The sequence below is a fragment of the Paraburkholderia sp. WC7.3g genome (genome assembly GCF_050436345.1).
In the GTDB taxonomy this organism is placed as follows: Bacteria; Pseudomonadota; Gammaproteobacteria; order Burkholderiales; family Burkholderiaceae; genus Paraburkholderia; species Paraburkholderia podalyriae.
The window spans coordinates 1,310,909-1,332,626 of sequence record NZ_JBNDMA010000004.1 but is presented as its reverse complement, the minus strand read 5'-3'; the positions used below and the strand labels follow the sequence as shown (position 1 = coordinate 1,332,626).

The following is a 21,718-nucleotide window of genomic DNA, read 5'->3' as shown; positions in this document are numbered from 1 at the left end:
GCTGGCCAGTCATTGCGCCTGGCCGTTCTCGATGACGGGACCGGAGAGCGCCCGTAGCAGGCTCAGGAGTTCCTGCTGCTCGGTCTCTGAGAGATTCAGCGTTTTCAGTTCACTTTCTCCGATGATCGCGTGCGGCGGTTCGGCATAGTGGCGCATCACGTCCTCGAGCGTCGCCATCTGGCCCGCATGCATATAGGGCGCCCGAAGCGCGACGTTGCGCAGGCTCGGCGTCTTGAAGGCGCCCAACATGTGAGGATCGTTTTTGGCGATGAAAAGCAATTCGTCGCATTGTTCGGGTTTTGCGTCGCTGAATGGTCCAAGGCAGTTGAATTCGTCCGCGAGCACCTTTTGAATCGCTGCCAGGCGACCCTGATCCGGATGATTCGGGTCGGCGGGCGGAACTCCGATGTTGTGAAACTGGTGGTCGGTAAGCAGTGGACCGTTGTGGCACGTCGCGCATTGCCCCTTGTCAAGGAACAGATGCAGCCCTGCTTTCTCGGCAGGGCTCAACGCCATGAGCAGTTTCGGATCACCTGACTTGACACCGTCGATGTATTGGTCGAAGCGCGATGGTCCGACTCGCAGTGTCGTTTCGTAAGCCGCGAGAGCTTTGCCCATGTTCGCGAAAACCAGTGATACCTGGGCACGCGTTCGACTAGGGAGTGCCTGCCAGGCGGCCTTCTCGGTCCCGGTGCCGAGCGGACTCGCGTTCTGCGGCAGCCCGCGCAGATCCGGCATCGGACCGAACAGGGCCTCGTAGCTGCTGCGGTAATGTTCCTGCAGCACATGGGCGTCGTGCAGGCGGTTGCCGCCGTGCTCCTTCTGATCCTCCAGCGGACCGAGCGCCTGCGCCCACAAACTGTCCTTGCGACCGTCCCAGAAGAACCACGGTCCTTCCGTCACGTCGACCACAGGCATGGTCCGGCGCATACCTTCGCTCAAGCCCAGTGCGCGCGGCAGGCCATCCTGGAACTGCTGGCCCGGATGATGGCAGCTGGCGCACGAAATGGCACCGTTTCTGCTGAAGCGCGCGTCGTTGAAGAGCAGTCTCCCGAGCTGCGCCGCCGCGGGCGTCGCCGCCACGCGATTCGTGGGATCCGTCTTCGCCTTTGCGTCAGGCGTCAGGCGCATCGCGTCGAGTTGCGACTTTTCATCGGGTGTCCACTGATCCTGGCCGGTAAGACTGCCGCCGCCCTGGCTGTCTTGCGGGTGAGCGAGGCACGCGAGCCATGCCGCCGCGACGGCGACCGTCAGTCGCGCGACCAGATGAGTCAGACGTCCGATGGGGTTGGGGCGCGGCGGCCCGCCGCGGTTACGCCGGAAGGCTCGCAAGCTGTTTCTCCGGGAGCAGGCGCGTTGCGTTGCGCGACATCAGCCATGCGCGCTGGTGCGACGAGACCGCCGACAATGGGCCATCCGGGGCGACGAACATGTCCATGACCTTCCGGTGTCCGCCCGAATTGCGAAACAGGGGCCAGTCCGTACCGAACAGGATCTTGTGATTGATGTTCATCCTGAACAGGTCGGCGAGTGCCGCGCGCCAGCCTTGCGGATGCTGGGAGGCAAGGAACGCGCTGATGTCGAGATACACGTTGGGCCGGTATGCACACATACTGACGCAAGAGTCGACGTAATGGACCGCGCCGTGCGCGAGAATGAAGTTGACCTCGGGGAAATCCATCGCGGCCCGGTCGAGCATGTCCGGATGCGACCAGTTGAACTCGAGCGCCGGACTCGTTGGGCCGATGTGCAATAGCACCGGCAGCCGGCGCGCCTGACAGAACTCATAGAAGGGGTAAAGCATCCGGTCACTCGGGCTGTATCCGCAAGGAGGATAGAGCTTGAGACCGGCGAAGCCGAATTCGTCGACTCCCTTCTCGAAGAGCGCAAGCCCGTCCGCACCCCAGCGCGGATCGACTCCGCCGAATACGAAGAAGCGCCCGGCATGACGCTCAAGGATGCCGTGATGCTCGGCAAACATTTCATCGATCGTCAGCTCGCTTTTCATCACGTAGGTGAAATCGGGCAGCAACAGCACGGCTTGGGCGATGCCTGCGGAGTTCATCTCCGTGACGAGCGTGTCGCCCTGATGGTCCTGGCTCAACTTCACATACATGTCGAGCAATTCGGTCAGCGATTTCTTCACGCCCGTCGTCGCAAGCCGCACCTTGACGTTGCGGCATAGTCCTTCGAAAAACGCGAGCGGAATGAATCGCGTCGATGCGATATGGCAGTGGGCGTCGATGACGTGCCCGTCGTAAGTGTTGCCGCTCATGCCGGTTGTACGCCCGACATGGAATGTTCGCCGACGCGCGCCTGAAGCATACCGAGCGCGCGTTCCTTGAGTGCGGATACCTTCTGCATCATGAATTGGCCCGCATGCGTTTTGCCTTGCGCGCGAGCATAGTCGGGCAGCGTGCCGTACGTCTGGAACCCGAAGTGGTCCCATACGCGATGGGCCGGTGTATCGGCGCGCACATCGAGCGTCACCAGTTCGACGCCGTCGGCCTCGCATTGCAACGAGATCTCGACGAACGCCGCAGGCAGCACGCCGCCGCCGCGAAACGCTTCATGAATCATGCCCTTCGCAAGATCGGAGATATGTCGATTGTTCGGATTGAGATTGCGGCGCAGCGTGCAAAGGCCGATCAGTGCGTCGTTATCCACGAAGATCGTCAGCAACCGACACTTCTGCGCGGCCAGGTTGGCCCGCAACTCGCTAAGATAGTTTTCAGCCTCCGCGTCGCTGATCTCTTCGGCAAAACCAATGATCGGCGCTGACTGGCTCGTATGGCGCATCAGTTCGACGATCTGCTGCGCCAGCGTCACATCGACCTCCGACGGCCAACGGTAAATCACACGCGTGACTTGAGCTTTCTCGAAGGCGATCGCGTAATGGGCGCCATCTGCTGCTAAGGTTCTGAGGGAGTCGTTCATGGCTGTAATCACATTCCTAGATGGATTCGAGCGCGACAGCGCGAGCTTCGGTGGTGGCGGTTTCAAGGTCGTGTAGCACGTCCTCAAGTCCGTGTGCATTCAGCCACTCATCGTCATAGAGGGTGTCGAGATATTTGAGCCCGCTATCCGGCAGCACGAGCACGACGTTCGCAGGGCCGTCCAGCTGCTCAACATATTTGCGCGCCGCGTGGACAATCGATCCGGACGATCCGCCGAGCAGCAGACCTTCGTGCAGCGCAAGCCGACGGCAATCGACGAATGCGTCCCGGTCCGATACCTTGACCGTCTCGTCCACCCATTGCATCTGGATGTTGCCCGGTTTGAAGCTAAGCCCCGAGCCGTTCTGCAGATGCGGCGCAAACGTGCCACCGAATACCACCGAGCCCTTCGGTTCGACGCCGAGCACATGCGTGCGGGAATTACGTTCCTTCAGGTATCGGGCAATCCCGCTCAGATGGCTGCCGGTGCTCGCGGAGACGACGACGGCGTCCACTTTGCCCGAAAGCTGATTGACGATCTCCGGGCCCGTCGAGTAGTAGTGCGCGTCGATTGCCGCGGGGTTGTTGTATTGATCGAGGTTGATGCAGTTGGGCACACTGGCCGCGATCGACTTCGCGACGGCGACACGCTTTTTCTGGAAGCTGCCCGTTTCGTCAGGCTGAGTCACCATTTCGACCCGACCGCCGAACGCGCGCACGACATTACCGTTAGCCTTCGGCGTCTTCGGATCGAGCACACAAATGAAGTGATACCCATGAATGGCGCACAGCATCGCGAGCGCGTGACCCATGTTGCCCGAAGTGGACTCGACGATCGACCAGCCCGGTTTCAGGCCGTGATCGCGCTCGGCTTGACGCAACAATTGCAGCGCGCTTCGGTCCTTCACGCTGTAGCCCGGATTGTGGCATTCGAGCTTGCCATAGACGCGGATGTTTCGTTGCTCGTCAGAGAGACTCTTCAGGTGAAGCAAAGGCGTATTGCCGATCAACTCGACCAGGCTGTTTGCGTACATACGATATCCTCCGACCGGCGGCTTGACCTCAGCCAATGCCAGAGACGGCAAAGGCCTGCTTGACGTAGTCACTCTATTGAGATGTGGAAACTGCGTGTAGCTGTCCGTTAGGACAGTGTGAAGAATGTCCAGCCACGTTAGATCTCGCCGAGCACGACCGACCCGTCCTGCTCCAATTGCTCCGCTGGAACGGGAGACAGGCGCGGGTGGGGCGACGCCGTCGATGCGCCGTCAACGGCGAACGCCTTCATCAGCCGCGCAAGCAACTCGGCATTCTGATGGATCAGATGGTGGCTCGCATGACGCAGTTCGAAGTGCAGTGGCCGGCACAGGTCCAAGCAAATCGCGCGAGCCCGTGTCGAGCAGGTCATCGTGTCGTTCTGCCCAGTTACCAGCATGACGGGCAGATCGCGCAGCTCACCTTTGCGAAGCCCTTCGATTCGATGTGCGCGAAAGTTCAGCAATTGCCGGCTGTACTCGACCATGTTTGAAGCAGAAAGAAATGGCGCGTGCAGCCAATGACGGGTTGCATGATCGGCGAGCTCGAAAACGGACGCATTCGTATCGCCGCTCTGGTTGCTCGTGCGTTTTTCCTGCTTGTCGAGTAGCGTGATCATCGACTTTGCCATGCTCTGTGCCGCCTGAGGCATCCGGTCGACTAGCTTGCACATCGTGTGAAGATTGGTCTCGTATATCGAGTCCGACCCGGCATAGCCTTCAGCACCTGCAAACGACGGAGCGAACAGACTCAGCGACGCAATCGAGTCTGGCAGCGTGCGAGCCAGCTCGATCGCGTACTTCGCGCCCCCACACCAGCTCGCCACGTGACAGGTCGTGTAGCCTTCTTCAGCGAGCATGTCGGCGACAGCGCGGATGAAGCGTGGTAACGCATCGGGAGCCGCGTAGTAGGTCCGCGTCAGAGATGATTCTTCGCGTCCCGGCTCGTCATCGATGGTAAACACGTTGAAGCGATCGATCAACGCGTCGGCGAAGTCATGCCAGACGTCGTGAGACAGGCCGAACGCGTTGACCAGCAAAAGCGCCGGCCCATCGTTGCCGGCGCGCAGATAGGTATCGCCTGCGCGGGTGGATCTGCGCTGAAAGCTGGCGAGGCTGCTAAAGCGTGGCGCGGTTCTCTGGCGGTGCGAGGCAAGGCGCGCCGTCACGCGTTCCGTCACGAGACTGCGCCAGTCTAGTGTGCTCGACGAAAGACGATGCACGTCAATTGCCCTGTCATCCCCTCGTGCCAGTTGCGCATCGTCGGGAAGGCCGAGCCATGCACCGACATGACGCAGGGATTGCTCGATGAGCGTCTGGACTGCGTTGGTTCGAGACACACTGTCGGCCTCGCGCACAGGAATGCCAGCGGCGCGCGCGACCGTCTCCGCGAATTCGCGCCAGCTGAACAGCGATTCCCCGCGAAGCACGTGAATGCCGGGGGCACGCGTCGATGCATCATCGGACGCGAGCCATGCAGCGACGGATTCGGCCGTCACGAGTTCCACTCTGCCGATGTCATTGGCCGGCAGTACGAGCGGCTCGTGCTCAAAGTAACCGTCGACACGGCGGCGGACTTCAAAGATCGACTCGGCGACGCCGTCGCTCAGTGCTTCGAGCGGCGTGCGGGAGCGGCCGCCGACGGTATCTTCGGCTTCGCAATCGGCTACGGCATTCGCCAGTACGATTACAGGTACGTTGGAAATGGCGCTAGGCTCCAGACCGAACGCTACGGTGAGCGTTTGCAAAAAGCTATCGAGCTCCGCCGGCTCGGAGAGCCGGGGATCATCGATGACGAGCCGCAGACGTCCTGCGTGGCCTTGCACGAGCATCGCGGCGAGCTCCGAGAAGCGCGCCGTCGAGGGCGATATCGCGCCCCCGGTGCCGGCGGCCCCATGCAACGCGCTGACGTCACGCCTCGTCAGGAAAACAATCCACTCGCTTTCCTCCGCCGCGCTCGCACTGCTCATCAGGCGTTCGCAATGACGTGCGAAATGGTGCTCGAGCGAACGCCCGCGATTATCTGCCGTGTCGGTCGCCATGTGCCCCTCAGACTTTGACTGCAAGAAGCGTCTCGACAAGATCGACCGCGTCGCCGACCGTCGCCAGATCCGCCACTTCCTCCGTGTGTTCGGCGAAGCTGATTCCGAAGCGTTCTTCCGTCAACGCCATTAGCGACAACAATGAAATGGAATCGAGCATCAGATCTCCGGTCAGCGTCGTGTCGCGTGTCAGCGACGCCTCGGCTATCTCAATCGCGGCGATCTGCGGGATCAACCCGGCAAGCGCATCGAACACATTGACGTGATCTTCCATGTGCTACTCCAGTTGTAACAGGCTTTCTGCTTTATAGCCTCTGGAACCGACGATGAAAACCTGATCTGCCGTACAGGTAGTCGGGAGACCGTCCGAACGGACAGGTTTCGGCGTCGACGGTTGGCATTTACAGTCTGGATAACCAACCGACGGGGAACGATCATGACACTAGCTGCTGAAGCCGTTGCGATGAACCAGGATGCGTTTGCGGGTGCGCTGCGTGCGACGCTCGAAGAGCAACTCACGCTCGACCATCCGATTTTCAAGAAGCTATTTACACCGCAACGAAACTGGAAGCTGTTGAAGATCATCACGCTCGAGGGCTATCAGATCACGAAATATTTCCTCGAATACATCGAGAACCTGTATTTCCGCTGTCCGTTTCCGAACCACAAACGGCGCTTGCTGTACAACCTGTTCGAAGAAGAGACGGGGCGCTTCTCCAAGACGAAAAATCACGTCGAACTGATGGAGGATTTCATCCGCGCGCAAGGCATCAGCGATGAAGAGCGCGATGCATGGACGCCGTCAGCGGCTACTCGCGAACTGATCGAATATCGGCTGCAGAACTGCAAGGGTGAAGATACGTACCATATCGGCGCGGCGGCAGTGATGATCGCCAGCGAGGGCCAGAGTCTCGAAACCCGTGCAGGCGACGCCCGCCATACGATTCTCGCGAAATGCTACGGCTTGACGGAGCAGGACACGCGCTTTTTCTCGGTTCACCAGAAAGAAGACATCGGGCATGTCGCCGAGGGCATCCATCTTGTGTCGGAGCTGTGCACGACGCCGAAGATGCAGGAAGAAGCGCTCGTCGCGGTCCGTCACACGTGCCGTCTGTTCTGGAACATGTATGAGAGCGCTGCCCAGAAATACTACGCGAGCGACGCCGACGCCAAGCCTGAGGACTTGCAGGTCGACGCTTGATATTCGTGAGGAGCGTATGCCATGAGGCTTGACGAAATCATCGGTAGTCTTCGCGACAAGCCGAACACCTTGACCTTCGTCGACGACAAAGGTGACCAGACGGTCAAGACATTTCACGAGTTGTTCATCGACGTACTCGCCACCATCGAACGTGGGAAGGGGCTTGGACTCATCCCGGGGTGCCGCGTCGGCATCGCGGCGCCGAGCGCTTATCTGTGGATGGTCTGGGATCTCGCGTGTATCGCGTTGGAGTGCGTGTCGGTAGCGCTGCCGAACGACAGGCTCCATAACCCATGCGCGGCGTCGATCGATCAGTATCAGCTCACTGTCATGGTCGTCGAGCCTGCCTGGCTGTCTCCGGACGCGCCGCCGCATGAGCGCTTGGTCGGCATCAATGTGGCACCCGATACACAGGCTGGCTATTCGCAGCAGCAAGTGTTGCCTGTCGTCGTTCAGCATGCGCCGGATACGCATTCGATGGTTTTCAGCTCGGGCACGACGGGGAAGAACAAAGGGCTGATCGTCAGCCGGCTCGGCACTGAGAACCTGCTCAACCTCTATTTCGATGCGTTCGGCTTCGAGCCTGGCGATCGCTTCCTCACGTTCCTGCCGTTTGCGAACTATCAGCAGCGGATGATCTATTACTACTGCCTCTACCACGGCGTCGACTTCGTTGCCGTACCGTTCCAGTTGCTGTTTGCCGGTCTGAAACTGCAGCGGCCCACCTTCGTGATCGCGCCACCGGTCCTGTACGAGACACTGCAGAATCTCGCGCGTGCCAGCGTCGGCACGCAGAAAGGCGATGATGCCGCGGGCCGTGGCGGGGCGCTTTCGCAGCGTCTCAAGGAACTGACGGGCGGCAACATGCGTTACATGATCACCGGCATGGCGCCCATCAAGCGCGCGGCGCTGGACTTCTTTTGGGAGTGCGGGATCCCGCTGTTTGAGGCGTTCGGCATTACCGAGGCAGGCATGGTTGCCTGGAACAAGCCTGGCTGCGTGCGGGTTGGGACCGTGGGCAAGCCGGCCGAAGCAGGCAGTGTGTCGTTGTCCGGAGAGGGGGAAGTGATCGTCACGCGAAAGGCGTTGTTGTCGTTGGGCTATTTCGAGTCGTCGGAAGAGGACGCACGCTCCACTTTCATCGGGCCGAATGCGGTGGCCACGGGTGATATCGGCGAGTTCGACGACGACGGTTTCCTGCGTGTGATCGGCCGCAAGAAGGACGCGATCGTCACCAGTAATGGCGAGAAGTTTCATCCAGAGCCGATCGAGACGATGCTCCATCAAGATCCGCGCGTCGAGGTCGCGGTCGTCATGGCGGGCCGGCGCGCCGGCTTGTGCGTCGTCATCTCAACCCGACGACATGACGATCCAGAGGTGACGCATGCATTGCGCGTGCATGTCGCAACGGTCAATGAGAAGTTGCCGGCGCAGCGGCAACTGACGCACATCGTGTTCACGGGCAGCGAGTTCAGTGTCGAGAATGGCTTGCGGACCAGCAATCTGAAGCTCAACCGGAGGGCTATCGCCAAGGCCTTTCTGCCGCCGGGATGAAAACCCGGCAGGAATAAGCCGCACCGTCGACGCAGCGCGGTGAACGTGTCGCGTCGCGCGCCGCGAAACCTGCCCGCCATCATTAGAGAGACCGCCCATGACCTCAAATCCGTTTCCGACCACACACAGACCTGCGTCCATCATCGAGACACTCACCGCATGGAGCGAGCGTGAACCGGATCGCATTGCATTGACGATCCTGCGCGACGGAGAGGCGATCGAAAGCGAAAGCACGTTCAGCGAACTGCATGCCGGTATGTTACGCGTGGCATCCGGTTTGCGCAGCCGCCTTGCCACCGGCGCGCGTGTTCTCCTCCTGTTGCCCACCGGTATCGAGTTTGTATGCACTTTCTATGGTTGTCTCGCGGCGGGGATGGTGGCGGTGCCGGCATACCAGCCACAGCAACCCCGCAAAATCGCGCAGTGGAAGAAATTGCAAGCCATCGCTGAAAACTGTGGCGCGACGCTGATTGTGGCGCCACAGAGTTCGATTGAAACGCTGTTGACGCTGCGCGAGAAGGAGGGCCTGTTCGGCCATTGTGCGTTCGATACCTACGAGGGGCTGTGGACGGCCGGCGCATCTGCGACACATCTCCCACTAAGACCGCCGTCGCACAACGATCTCGCGTTCCTGCAATACACGTCCGGTTCGACGGGCACGCCAAAGGGCGTCATGATCACCCATGCGAACATCGTCGACAACCAGTGCGTGATTGCAGGCCTCATGGGTCACACCAGTCAGTCGCGCGTTCTGTCATGGCTACCGCTCTATCACGACATGGGCCTTTCGATGGTGTTGCACCTCGCATCGATCGGCACCAGTATGGTCCTGATGTCGCCGGTTGCGTTCATCCAGCAGCCGGCGCGCTGGATGCGCGCGATTGCCGCTCATCGCGTGAACACGTCGGGCGGTCCGAATTTCGCCTATCAGCTTGCTGGCTCGGCATTGCAGCAGGAAGACGACCAGTCGCCACTCGATCTTTCCACGTGGAAGGTCGCCTTCTGCGGCGCGGAACCGATCAACCGCAATACCGTCACGGCATTTCTCGAAGCGGCGACGCCGCATCGCTTCGCATCAAAGGCATTTTATCCGTGTTACGGCATGGCCGAAGCCACACTGCTCATCACTGGCGCGAGGTGCGACGAGGGCGTTCGGTATCTCGAAGTCGACAACACGCAGCTGTCAGCGGGCGTCATTCAACGTGCGCAGCCGGGCAACGCGGACATCAAGAGTCTGGTGTCCTGCGGGACGACGGGACCTGGCACAGAGATACGCATTGTGAATGCCGCAGGCAACGCGGTGTCAGATCAATATCAGGTCGGCGAGGTCTGGGCACGCGGCCGCGGCATCGGCATCGGCTATTACGGCAATCCGGAGGAGACCAAAGACACCTTTGGCGCGAGGCTCGCGGGAGATACGGCCGAGGGCCTGCCGTTCATGCGCACGGGTGACCTGGGCGCTATCGTCGACGGCGAACTTTTTGTCACCGGCCGCGTAAAGGACATGCTGATCATCCGGGGCCGCAACCTCTATCCGCAAGATGTCGAAGACTGCGTGCAAGACGCCGTGCCGGCGTTGCGTCGCGGGTGCGGTGCCGCTGTGTCGGTACCGGTGGATGGGGAGGAGAAGCTGGTCATCGTGCAGGAGGTCGGACGCACGCAGCGCCGTACCATGGACGTGCCGACGACATTGCGAAGCATGATCGTGGCGGTGGGTGAGGACTTCGGCATTACCCCGCACGCCGTGGTGCTGGTTGAACCCGGCACCATCGAGAAGACATCAAGCGGGAAGATCGCGCGTGCACTATGCCGCCGGGCGTACCTGCAAGGCGAGTTGCGCGCGGTCGCGAGCTGGAGGGAAGGCGAGTATGAGATCGGCGAACAGCAAGTCCCGAGTCTGTCGCAGACCGGCCACGACGAGGTCACATCGGCCGCGCAGGTTCTGCGGCGGGACCTGGCGACGCGCATTGCGCGCATTGTCGCCGAGCACCTGAAGATCGGTGAACAGCAGGTGTCGCGCACGACACCATGGGTCGAAATGGGATTCGATTCGATGAGCGCGTTGCAATTCGCAATGAACGTGCAGCACCTGACGGGTCTTACTTTCGACGCTGCGGTGCTATGGGATTGCTCAAACATCGAACTACTGGCGGCGCACCTCGCCTCCATGCAGGGCGCCGGCAGCCTGATCGCGGCGCGCAACGCGGTAGCGGCGGTGAAGCCCGAGCGGAACGACGGCGCACCAGCGAGCTCCACGGCCGCCAACGAGGATGCCGCGCCGCGAATGGCTGAACAGTTGATGGAACTGTCGGACGCCGAGGCCGAGGCGTTGCTGATGAAGGAACTGCAACGCTAGACGCGGCGCAAGTCGAAAAGCGATTCTTGAGAGTGCGATGATGAACGAGCCTACCTCCGCAAAACTGACACCCGTCAAGCAAGCCTTGCTGAAGATCGAAGCCTTGCGGCGCGAACTGAACAACGCCCGCCTGGTGGCGAGTGAGCCGATTGCGGTGGTTGGCATGGGCTGCCGTCTTCCCGGCGGCGCCAATTCGGCTGACCAGCTGTGGGCGATGCTTGCCGCCGGCACGGACGCGGTCATCGAGGTGCCCGCCGAGCGCTGGACCGACGCGATCTACGATCCGCGCCCTGGACGACGCAATACCAGCTACAGCCTGCACGGCGCCTTCATCGACGAGGTCGACCGATTCGATCCGGAGTTCTTTGGCCTGTCGGGCCGCGAAGCTCACCATGTCGATCCTCAGCAACGCTTGCTGCTCGAGTGCTCGTGGCGCGCGATCGAGGATGCGGGATTCACCCGGGAAGGCATCGGCGCTTGCCGGACAGGCGTGTTCGTCGGATCGTCGCTTGACGACTATGCGCGCATTAGCGAACTGGTGCCTGGCGCCGATCTCAGCTATGCGCAGACGTCGCTCGGCACCGCTCGCCCCTTCGCGGCAGGCCGCATTTCATACCTGTTCGGCTTTCATGGGCCAACGCTGCAACTCGATACCGCGTGTTCGTCGTCGCTCGTGACCGTGCATCTGGCCTGCCAGAGCCTGCGTAACCGCGAATCCGATGTCGCGCTGGCGGGCGGCGTCAATCTGATGCTGTCGCCCGAGATGACGATCGCGTTGTGCGAGCTTCAGGCGCTGTCGCCGGATGGCCGGTGCAAGACCTTCGACGCGTCGGCCAACGGCTATGTGCGCGGCGAGGGTTGCGGCGTGATCGCGCTGATGCGCCTGGCGGACGCGCGTGCGCAGAAGCGCCCGATTCGCGCGGTGATTCGCGGTTCGTCGGTGAATCATGACGGCAGGAGCAACGGCATGACCGCGCCGAATGGCCGCGCGCAGCGCGAAGTGATCCGCGACGCGTTGACCCGCGCGGGCGTCGCGCCGGAGGAGGTCGACTACGTCGAGGCGCACGGAACGGGTACGCAGCTCGGCGATCCGATCGAACTGCGCGCGTTGCATGACGTCTATTGCCGCGACGTGCAGCGCAATCAGGACCTGTACGTCGGCAGCGTCAAGACGAACATGGGGCACCTCGAAGCGGCCGCGTCGGTGTCGGGCTTGATGAAGGTTATCTGTTCGCTCGAGAAGGCCGAAATACCGAAACATCTGCACCTGGACACACCGACGCCGCACGTCGACTGGCAAAGCAATGGCATCAAGGTTGTCACGCAGCACATGGCGTGGCCGTCGAACCGGCCAGGCAAGCGCGTCGCGGGGATCAGCTCGTTCGGCATGAGCGGCACCAACGCTCACCTGATCATCGAATCGTGGCAGGATGACCGTGCAGACGGGGCCGACGCGCACACTGCGGATGACCCCGCGCTCGTGCCATCGCTACCCGCGCGTCCCGAAATCTTTCCTTTCTCGGCACACACGCCGTCGACGCTCGCTCGCTCGCTGGCCGACTGCGCAGCGCAACTGCGCACGAATCCGTCCATTCGGCCACACGACTTCGCGCATTCGCTGCGGGTCGGACGCGACACCCAAAGACATCGCATCGCGCTCGTCGCAGGTACCCGCGAGCAACTTATCGAGGCGTTGACGCAGACCGAACACGCGTGTCGTGCCGAACGGTCTCCTCGGGCAAACGAGCCGGGCAAGCTTGCCTTTCTGTTTACGGGGCAGGGTGCGCAGCACGCGGGCATGGCGCGGCAGCTCTATCAGACGTTTCCGCTCTTTCGCGAAGCACTCGACGAGTGCGACGGCCACTTCGAGGCACTCGGCGAACACTCGCTGATCGATGTGCTGTGGGGCGACAAACAGACGCTGATTCACGAAACCCGCTACACGCAACCGGCGATGTTCGCAATCGAGATGGCGCTGGCGCGCCTGTGGATGCATTGGGGCATCGTGCCGGACGTGCTGATGGGACATAGCATCGGCGAGTATGCGGCCGCTTGCCTCGCGGGCGTGTTCTCTCTCTCGGACGCATGCCGGCTGGTCGTGGCGCGTGGGCAGCTGATGGAGACGATGACGCCTCCCGGCAAGATGTTGGCCGTGCTGACGCCGGCTGCGAACCTGGCTGGCTACCTGAGCGCATACCGTGGACGCGTCGAGCTGGCTGCGGACAACGGACCCAGCAATGTTGTCGTGTCGGGCGATGCCGATGATATCGACGAACTGGCGCGACAGCTCGAGCGCGAGGGCATCTCGACACGCGCGCTCAGTGTGTCACGCGCGTTTCACTCGCCACTGATGGAACCGATGCTCGATGCGTTCGGCGAAGTCACGGCGTCGGTCCGATATCAGCCGCCGCGCATCCGTCTCGTGTCAAACGTCTCGGGCATCTTCGAGGCAGAGCGGTTTTGCGATCCGGCGTACTGGGTCCGGCACGTGCGTGCCGCGGTGAATTTCCGCCAGGGCGTGGGTACGCTGTCGGCCGACGGCATACGGACATTCATCGAGATCGGATCGGGTAAGACGCTCACGAGCCTCGTCAAGGCATGTTGTGCCGTGCAGGGGGGAGGGCGCGCAATTAGCGCGCTGCATAGCTTCGGCGATCCGGAGAATGAATGCGAGCAGTTGCTCAAAACGCTGGCCGACGTGTACGCAGCGGGACGTCGCGTCGATTGGGACGCCTTCGAACGCTCGCGTGCGCAGCATCGCACCGCGCGCCGAGTCCTGTTGCCGCCATATCCGCTCGAGCGGGGCCATTACTGGATCGGCGCGCGTCAGGCGGTGGAGCGCGCGCGGCCGTTGAGTAGCGCTCTCGCCGCGGCTGCGCCAGCACACAACAGCCTGCTCGGTCAGCAATTGATGCTGCCAGCGCTCGACGGACGGCGTTACGAGAACCGCCTCTGCGTCAGCGAGCTGCCCTTTCTCGAAGGCCATGCAGTGCACGGAGGGCTCGTGTTTCCCGCTGCGGGGTTCATCGAGGTTGTGCTGGATGCGGCGCAGCGTGGCAAGTCGTCTGCCGATACCGCGGACGGGTCTCGTGCGCCGTGGTTGCACGTGCAGGAGCTGTCGTTCGACCATCCGCTTGTGCTCGATCGTCAGCGGCCGTTTCTGCTCGGCACGGTCGTGCACGCAGCAGAAAGCGCAAAAGGCAACGTGAAGGCGGCGCGCGCGCACCTGGAAATCTACTCACGAAACGCTGACGATTCAGAGCCGGCGCCGCAATGGGTCAATCATTGTTCGGCGTGGCTGCCTGAGACGGCGGATTGCACCCATGGCGACGCCGACACCCCGACACTCACGGCGTGCCGGGACGGTTGCACGCAGGAGCTGCCCGTCGACCTGTTCTACGAGCGGCTGCGTGGAACGGGGCTCGCGTATGACGGCGCGTTCCGATCGATCCGCCGCATCTGGCGCTCGGACGATGCGGCGCTGACCCGCATTGAGATCGATCCGGCGCACACGTGCGTCGCGGCGCGATCGATCCATCCCGCCGTGCTCGACAACTGCTTCCAGACAGTGGCCGCCGCGCTTTGGGACGCGGGGCTCAAAATGACGTACGTGCCGGTCGGCATCAATCACCTTGCTTGTCAGCCCATCCCCGACACGCGTGCGGTATGGTGCGCAGTGCGCGTCAAGTCGCGCCAGCATCTGGTGAGCGCAAATCTGTGGGTTTATGACGATGCAGGGCAATGCGTTGCGTCGATCGCACATCTGCAACTGCTGGCCGTCGATTCACGAAAATTCGCTGCGGCGCGTTCACACGCGAACCTTTACAGCCTTGCCTGGCGTGCGCTACCAATCGAGACCGGCAGCGCACTGCCTGCGCAGTCCAGTTATGTGCTGGTAACGGGCGATGCGGCGCCGGGCGACCAGATCGCAGCTCGGTTGAGTGCGGTCGGCAGGGATTGCCCTATTGTGCGGCAGTTCGCAGATCCGCCCGATGGCGACGACGAGTGCGTGCGGCGCTTTCGCAAGGCGTTTTCAGCAGTCGCGTCGCGTGCAGCTGCGTCCGATTCCGTTCAGATCCTGTATGTCTGGCCGCACGCTCCATCGGCGGGCGATGCGACGTCAAGCGAAGGGGAGTTGAGGCACGTCGCCGACGCGTATCGCCGGTTCGCGAACTTCTGGCGCGCCGTGCAGGCGACCGACTGGTCAGGTCGCCGGTTGATGGTGTGCATCGTCACACAGTCGGCCCAGTGCATTCCGGACCACGACCGGCTCGTCGATCCAGCCCAGGCCGCTGCCTGGGGCGTCGCGCGCAGCCTGATGCACGAAAGTGGCGATATCCGCGTGCTTGCGGCCGATCTGCACGGGCCGGACGCGGCCTCTTGCGAGGCATTGCTGGTGGCAATCGGCGAGTCGGTCCGGACCGGCGAAATGCAGTTTGCGATGCGCGGCCATGCGATGTATGTACCGCGCCTCGTGCGGCGTAACGTGCCCGCGGCGAAGCCGCTCGCACGCGGTGCGTATCTCGTCACGGGGGGGCGCGGCGCGATCGGCACCCGGCTGATCGAGTGGCTGATCGCAAAGGGGATGCCGAAGATCGTGTCGGTGAGCCGGCAACTGCCTGCGGAGGCGGAACGCGGCAGGCTGACCCAACTTGCCCTTGCGCATGACTCGATGCTCGAGTTCGTGGCCGCCGATATCGCATCGGCTGCGGAGGTGGACGAGCTGATCAAGTCCATCGAAGCGGATGCGGCCCGTCCACTCAAAGGTATCCTGCACGCGGCCGGCACGCTGGAAGACGGGCTGCTGCTCACGCAACCGATGTCGTCGGTGATGAAGGTGCTGACGCCGAAAATCGCCGGCACGTTGAACCTGCATCGCGCCACTGCCCATCTTGCCGTGAATCACTTCGTGTCGTTCTCGTCGATCGTGTCGTGCATCGGATCGCCGGGGCAGTGCGCCTACGCGGCAGCCAACGCGTATCTCGATGCGCTCAGCCTCGGGCGTAACGAAGAGGGTCTGTCAGGCCATGTGATGAACTGGGGGCTGTGGGGTGGCAAGGGCATGGCCGAACAGCTCGACGCACAGCAGCTGAGGCGAATCGAGACCTACGGCCTCAAGGTGCTCGACCCTGACGCGGCGCTGCACGACCTCGACGCGTTGATGGCCGAGCGCCAGGGTCATAGCCAGATCTGGAACGTCGATGTCGATACGTTGCTCAAGCGCAGCGCCAGCGGTTCGCTGCGAACGCTGCTGAAGGAAATCACGGATGGCCCGGCGAACGTCCCGGCCGGAACCGCCGGTAGCGCGTCGAGTCTCGGACAACGGCTCGCTGCTCTGTCAGACGGCGAACGTGAAACGGCCCTGCGCGATCATCTGGTCGGCGAGATCGCGGCAACGTTGCAGATTGCGCCCGAGCGCGTCAGCCCGAGCGTAGCGCTGATCGAACTCGGGCTCGACTCGCTGATGGCTGCGGAATTCCGTAACGCGTTGCGCGACGAACTGGGCATCGATATTCCGTTCGGGCGGCTTCTGGAAGGCGCCACGCTCAACGAGGTCGTCAGCACGATCGTCGACACCATGGGTCGCGGCGCGCCTGCGCCCACGGCGGTGCAGACAGAGCCGCGTTCGGCCAACCAACTCGACGTCGTATCCAGCGAAGCCACATTCGGCGTGGAAATGGAGGGTGGCGAACTATGAGTTCGATCGACTACATCAACGAACTCGCCGGACGAGGCATCCAGCTTTGGACGCAGGATGGCAAGCTGCAATACAAGGCGCCGAAGGATGCTGTAACGCCGGAACTGCTTGCCGAGCTCAAGCAACACAAGGCGACGCTGATCGCTCTGCTCGAACAGTTCGCCGGAACGGCGGGCAGCTATCCGCTCTCATATGCGCAGAAGTCGTTGTGGTCGCTGCACCAGCTCAATCCGGACAGTGCTGCCTATAACGTGACGTATGCAACCCGACTTGACGACTCGGTCGATCTGCCGACGCTGCATCGCTGCATCGACTATCTGATCGCCCGGCATCCGATCCTGCGCACCGTCTATCGCGTGATGGACGTGCAGCCACGCCAGCAGGTCAGCGCCGAGTCCAGCACGCGGTTCACCATCGACCGTGTCTTTGATGCCGACGATGCCGCGATCCGGCGCTGGATCGACCAGGAGGCGAACCGGCCGTTCGACCTCACACAGTCGCCGATCCGCATGAAGTTGCTGGTCAACGAGCGTAGCGAAACGACCGAGCAAACAATCGGACGTGTGCTGCTGCTTAACGTGCACCACATCGCGGCAGATTTCTGGTCGCTCGAAATTCTGATCCGTGAACTGCACGCGTTGTACCAGATGGCCATTGCACAGCCAGAATCGGAACAGCCGCTGAAATTGCCACGCCTGACACTGCAATACAAGGACTGTGTACAGCACGAGGCAGAGCGGCTGCAGAGCGGTGACGGTGTGGCGCTCGCCGAGTTCTGGCGACGCGAGTTGCAAGGCGAGTTGCCGGTGCTGAATCTCGCGACTGACCGCATCCGGCCGTCGCTGAAAACCGAGAATGGCCGGGTACATAGTGTTGCGCTCGGCATGGACCTATCGAGAGGCGTCAAGGAAGCCGCGCGGAGCCTGCGTGTCACACCGTACATGCTGCTGCTCGCCGTCTATCAACTGTTCCTGTTTCTGCATACGGGGCAGTCGAGGCTGATGATCGGCACACCAACGGCGGGGCGCAGCGTTCCCGGCAGCGAAAGCGTGCTCGGACACTTCGTCAACACGGTGGTGCTCGCCTGCGAAGTTCGTGACAATGAGCCGTTCGGCGCTCTGGTGAAGCGCACGCGCGAGATGATGCTGCGCGTCCTGGATCATCAGGATTATCCGTTTCCACTGCTGGTCGAGACATTGCGGCCGCCGCGCGATCCGAGCCGGTCTCCGGTCTATCAGGTGATGTACAACTGGAACCAGGCGCGTAGCGAAGCGAATACCGATCGGCCGCCTCAGTCGGCGTTCTATCGGGAATTACTGGCCGCGTCGAGCACAGGCACGCGCGGCGCAACGCACGACCTGACGCTGAACATGCAGGACATGGGTGTCGAGTATGTCGCCGCATGGACGTTCAACACCGATTTGTTCGACGATGCGACGATCGAGCGTTTCGCGACCCAGTATGCTCGTCTTGTGGATCAAGTCCTGGCCCACCCCGACCGGCTGACAATCGAATACCGGATGGCGGCCCAGACGGCTCACGACGAAGCGTATGGGTGGATCGCGGATAGGGGTGTCAACGCCGGACAGTCGTCGTTGCGGCGCGTATCGCTCTTCCCGGATGCATCGAGGGATGCCCACCGGACGGCTTGGCAGTTCGACGGTCGTGCGATCGGCTATGCAGAATTGGCTGAAGCAGTTGATGTGGTGCGATCCCGATTGAAGGCGCTCGGAATCGGCGCGGGCAACACTGTCTCGCTTCAGCTGCGCAGCATCGCCGAGCTGGCCGCCATGTTGCTCGCCGTGCTCGAGGTCGGCGCATCTTGTCTGCTGCCGGACGAGCGGGCTCACGACGCCAATCATTCGAATGAACCGCACGTGTCCGTTGACGCGATCTGCCGCGGTGCGAGCGAAGCCTGGTCGGACTGGAATCCGCGTGAGATCGTCGTACTCAAGGGAACGGCGATGGACCCACCCGCAGGAGCGCATTGCGGCCATGGGGCCGAGCGGATCAAAGGGTTCATCGATGGGTTCGGCCAGCTGCTTCAGCTTGACGAAAACTGTCGCGCACTGGTTCTTCAAGGAACGGACCGGCAACTCGCGCTATCGATCATGGCGAAGGCCGTGCTCGAAGGCGGGTGGGTCCGCCTGTCCGAACGCGTCTCGATCGGCCAGCTTGTCGGTGACATCGGCGCGCAATCCGAACAGGCCCTGGCGGGTCTTCGCGAGTTGATTGCGAGCGAGCGTATCTCAGCGTTGCTGTTACCGGCTCTATTGCTGCCGGTCGCACCAACCGATCTCGAGAGTGTGAACGCACTGATCGCGTACGGCGATCATCCACACACACTCGAACAGTTGGCGCGCGTCCATTCGACACCGTGGGCGCTGTATTTCATGCCATTGCGCTGTTCCGATGCGTGGACGGGACCCGTCGCGTTCAGCCCGTCGCGCGGCGATTGGCACCTGGCACCGTTGCAGGGCTCCTATCATTTTCCAATCGTGCTCGGTCAGTTCATGCGTCTCGCCGACGAGCGACAAGCCGGACGGCTCCATCTGGTACGCCGTGCGGGGGCTCGAGCGCAGCCGGCAGACCACATAACGGGCTCGCAAGCCGATCAGGCGGCCGAGGTACAGCGCAGCCCCGGCTCCGACGACGAGCTGGCGCGCGCGCTGATCGACGGCGAGATTGTCGCCACGCCCGTAATGATCACGAAGCGGTCCGGCTGCATGGTATGCCTCGATCCGTCATCGCGCGTCGTGACGCACCGTTTGGCGCCGTTTGCCATCGGCCCCGTGGAGCGCTTCATCGCATCTCGTCCGGGCGTGCAAACAGCGGTCTGTCACATGATCGAATCGGACGGGACGGCCGTTTTCGCCGCCTACCTGCTGCCGGAGGCTGGCGAATCGCCCGCTCAGCTCGAAAGTGCACTACGGAAAAGCCTAAAGCAGAGATTTCCGGACTACATGCATCCGGAGGCTTTCATGATGCTGGAGCACCTGCCGCTCAATCGCGCCGGTGCACTCGACGCCGGCCGCCTGCCGTTGCCGCAACGCTCTTCGGCGGCAAGCCGCGCCGCAATCAGCGACATTGAGCAAAAGCTCGCGGCTATCTGGTGCGAAGTGCTAGGGAAAACATCGGTGGGCATCGATGACGACTTTTTTGCGCTCGGTGGAGATTCGATACTTGCGGCCGTCATCGTCTCCAAGTCCACGCTCGAGGGCATGTATCTGAAGCCGAAGGATATCTTTGAACACCCGACGATCGTCGGCCTCGCGGGCGCGGTGAGCGCGGTTCCCGGCATCCAGGTGGAGCAGGGGGCGGTCACGGGCGAGGCCGTGCCAGGTCCCGCGTCGCAATGGTTCTTCGATCAAGTCAAGGTAGATCGCTCGCACTTCAATCAGGCACTTCTCGTCAGTCTGCGCGAGGCGCCGGACCTGGCCCTCATGCGGGAAACGCTGCGCCTCGTGTCGCGCCATCATGACGTCCTGCGCTCACGCTTCGAAGAGCGCGCAGACGGATGGCGTCAGGTATTCACCCCGGACGATGACCAAGCGTGCGAGCCCGACTGGGCCGTCGTCTCATGTACGACGAACGAAGGCCTGCCCTGCGCGAAAACCTGGAAGCAGGCGATTGCCAGCGCCCAGGTGGCACTCGATATCGAACGCGGCCGACTCTTGAGCGTGCGCTGGCTCGAAAGTACGACGCCGAGCGCGAGCCGGCTCCTGATTGTCGTGCATCACCTCGTCATCGACGGCGTGTCGTGGAACATCCTGCTGCAGGACATCGGTGACATTTACATGCAATTGCGTGAGCAGTCAGCGGTGAAGTTGCCGCTGAAGACCAGTTCGGCCAAGGCATGGGTCGAGCAGTGGACCGCGCTCAACCAAAGCGATGCACTGGACGACGATCGCAGCTACTGGCAGAGCTTCTCGGCCCACGTGCATGGCGCGCTGCTGGACCAAACCAAGGTCGCGCTGATGCGGCATGGCCTCGCACCTATCGTGCACCATACCTACAACGAATCTTCGGGAAGCTGTACCACCACGCTCGACGCTGAACTGACGGAAGCGTTTCGCACCATCGCCCATCAGGCATACGGAACGGACGCCAACGATCTGCTGATCGCGGCGTTACATGCGGGTTTCCGCTCGTGGAGCAGCAGCGACGCGTTGCTTGTCGATCTGGAAGGCCATGGCCGCGACGCGCTTGCCGATGTCGTCGATCTGAGCCGGAGCATCGGCTGGTTCACATCGATTTACCCGGTTCTTATTGAAGCGTCGGCATCTGACGATCCCGGTCGCCTGATCAAGCAGGTCAAGGAGCGGCTGCGGCAAATCCCACACAAAGGGGCCAGCTTCGGTGTTCTGCGATATCTTGACGCGCCTCTACGTGAGTCTCACGATCTGGACCGACCGTCGCTGGCTTCGCTGCCGAACTCGCCGGTACTGTTTACGTATCTCGGTCAACTAGACCAGATGGTCGGGTCGCCGACGTTTTATGGTGAGGCGCTCAAGCCGGCACTTGGCATCCGTAGCCCGCGGCAACGCCGTACGCATCTGCTGGACGTATGCGCCTACATCGCGGACGGCCGGCTCACGATCGAATCGAGCTTCCACGGCATGCCTGGCGTCGACGAGAGCATCGGCTGTCTGATGGGCCGGGTCAACGATGCACTGACGATGCTGATTCGACATTGCTGCACCGAAGGCGCGGGTGGGCTGACACCGTCCGACGTTCCGCAAATCGACGTCGACCAGGATGGGCTCGACGAACTGCTGGACGAGATCGAAGCGCTTGAGCGCTAACAATGGCTTGTGGCGGGCAATCCCGGTCGCCAGGTGCCACGCGTCACGGCGCGTTGCACCGCCCGCACGCTAAACGCACGAAACCGAGGCAGGAA

The 21,718-nt window shown here is 62.2% G+C and carries 11 protein-coding genes; 5 read left to right on the top strand and 6 right to left on the bottom strand.

Annotated features, from left to right (window positions below; genetic code table 11):
• Positions 1-9: 9 nt before the first annotated feature.
• The 6 genes from OKW43_RS39585 to OKW43_RS39560 all read right to left on the bottom strand — a co-directional run bounded on the left by OKW43_RS39585 (position 10) and on the right by OKW43_RS39560 (position 6,283).
• Positions 10-1,083: a cytochrome-c peroxidase gene (locus OKW43_RS39585; protein WP_429454136.1), complete on the bottom strand. Its 1,074-nt coding sequence runs from the start codon at positions 1,081-1,083 to the stop codon at positions 10-12.
• A gap of 229 nt (positions 1,084-1,312) precedes the next feature.
• Positions 1,313-2,275, bottom strand: a complete 963-nt coding sequence (locus OKW43_RS39580; RefSeq protein WP_429291237.1) for an amidohydrolase family protein — start codon at positions 2,273-2,275, stop codon at positions 1,313-1,315.
• A complete protein-coding gene (locus OKW43_RS39575) occupies positions 2,272-2,937 on the bottom strand; it encodes a GNAT family N-acetyltransferase (protein ID WP_429454133.1) in 666 nt (221 codons plus the stop codon). Before OKW43_RS39575 ends, OKW43_RS39580 begins: the two co-directional genes overlap by 4 nt.
• Positions 2,938-2,953: 16 nt before the next feature.
• Entirely contained in the window at positions 2,954-3,970 is a 1,017-nt protein-coding gene (locus tag OKW43_RS39570) for a PLP-dependent cysteine synthase family protein (protein WP_429454131.1), read from the bottom strand.
• Between the two features lie 137 nt (positions 3,971-4,107).
• Positions 4,108-6,009, bottom strand: a complete 1,902-nt coding sequence (locus OKW43_RS39565) for an alpha/beta fold hydrolase (protein WP_429454129.1) — start codon at positions 6,007-6,009, stop codon at positions 4,108-4,110.
• 7 nt (positions 6,010-6,016) lie between these two features.
• On the bottom strand, positions 6,017-6,283 hold the full coding sequence (locus tag OKW43_RS39560) for an acyl carrier protein (RefSeq protein ID WP_429291233.1): 267 nt from the start codon (positions 6,281-6,283) through the stop codon (positions 6,017-6,019).
• Positions 6,284-6,445: 162 nt separating this feature from the next.
• On the opposite strand from OKW43_RS39560, the gene OKW43_RS39555 reads away from it, so the two are divergent.
• The 5 genes from OKW43_RS39555 to OKW43_RS39535 all read left to right on the top strand — a co-directional run bounded on the left by OKW43_RS39555 (position 6,446) and on the right by OKW43_RS39535 (position 21,623).
• Positions 6,446-7,210, top strand: coding sequence for a TenA family transcriptional regulator (locus OKW43_RS39555; RefSeq protein WP_429454127.1), 765 nt, complete (start codon positions 6,446-6,448; stop codon positions 7,208-7,210).
• Between the two features lie 21 nt (positions 7,211-7,231).
• Positions 7,232-8,764: an AMP-binding protein gene (locus tag OKW43_RS39550; protein ID WP_429454125.1), complete on the top strand. Its 1,533-nt coding sequence runs from the start codon at positions 7,232-7,234 to the stop codon at positions 8,762-8,764.
• Positions 8,765-8,861: 97 nt separating this feature from the next.
• The gene (locus tag OKW43_RS39545) at positions 8,862-11,120 is read left to right on the top strand and encodes an AMP-binding protein (protein WP_429454123.1); all 2,259 of its coding nucleotides are present in this window, start codon (positions 8,862-8,864) and stop codon (positions 11,118-11,120) included.
• A gap of 40 nt (positions 11,121-11,160) precedes the next feature.
• A complete protein-coding gene (locus tag OKW43_RS39540) occupies positions 11,161-16,818 on the top strand; it encodes a type I polyketide synthase (RefSeq protein ID WP_429454121.1) in 5,658 nt (1,885 codons plus the stop codon).
• Positions 16,815-21,623, top strand: coding sequence for a condensation domain-containing protein (locus tag OKW43_RS39535; protein ID WP_429454119.1), 4,809 nt, complete (start codon positions 16,815-16,817; stop codon positions 21,621-21,623). The genes OKW43_RS39540 and OKW43_RS39535 overlap by 4 nt, the downstream gene beginning before the upstream one ends.
• The last annotated feature ends 95 nt before the right edge of the window (positions 21,624-21,718 follow it).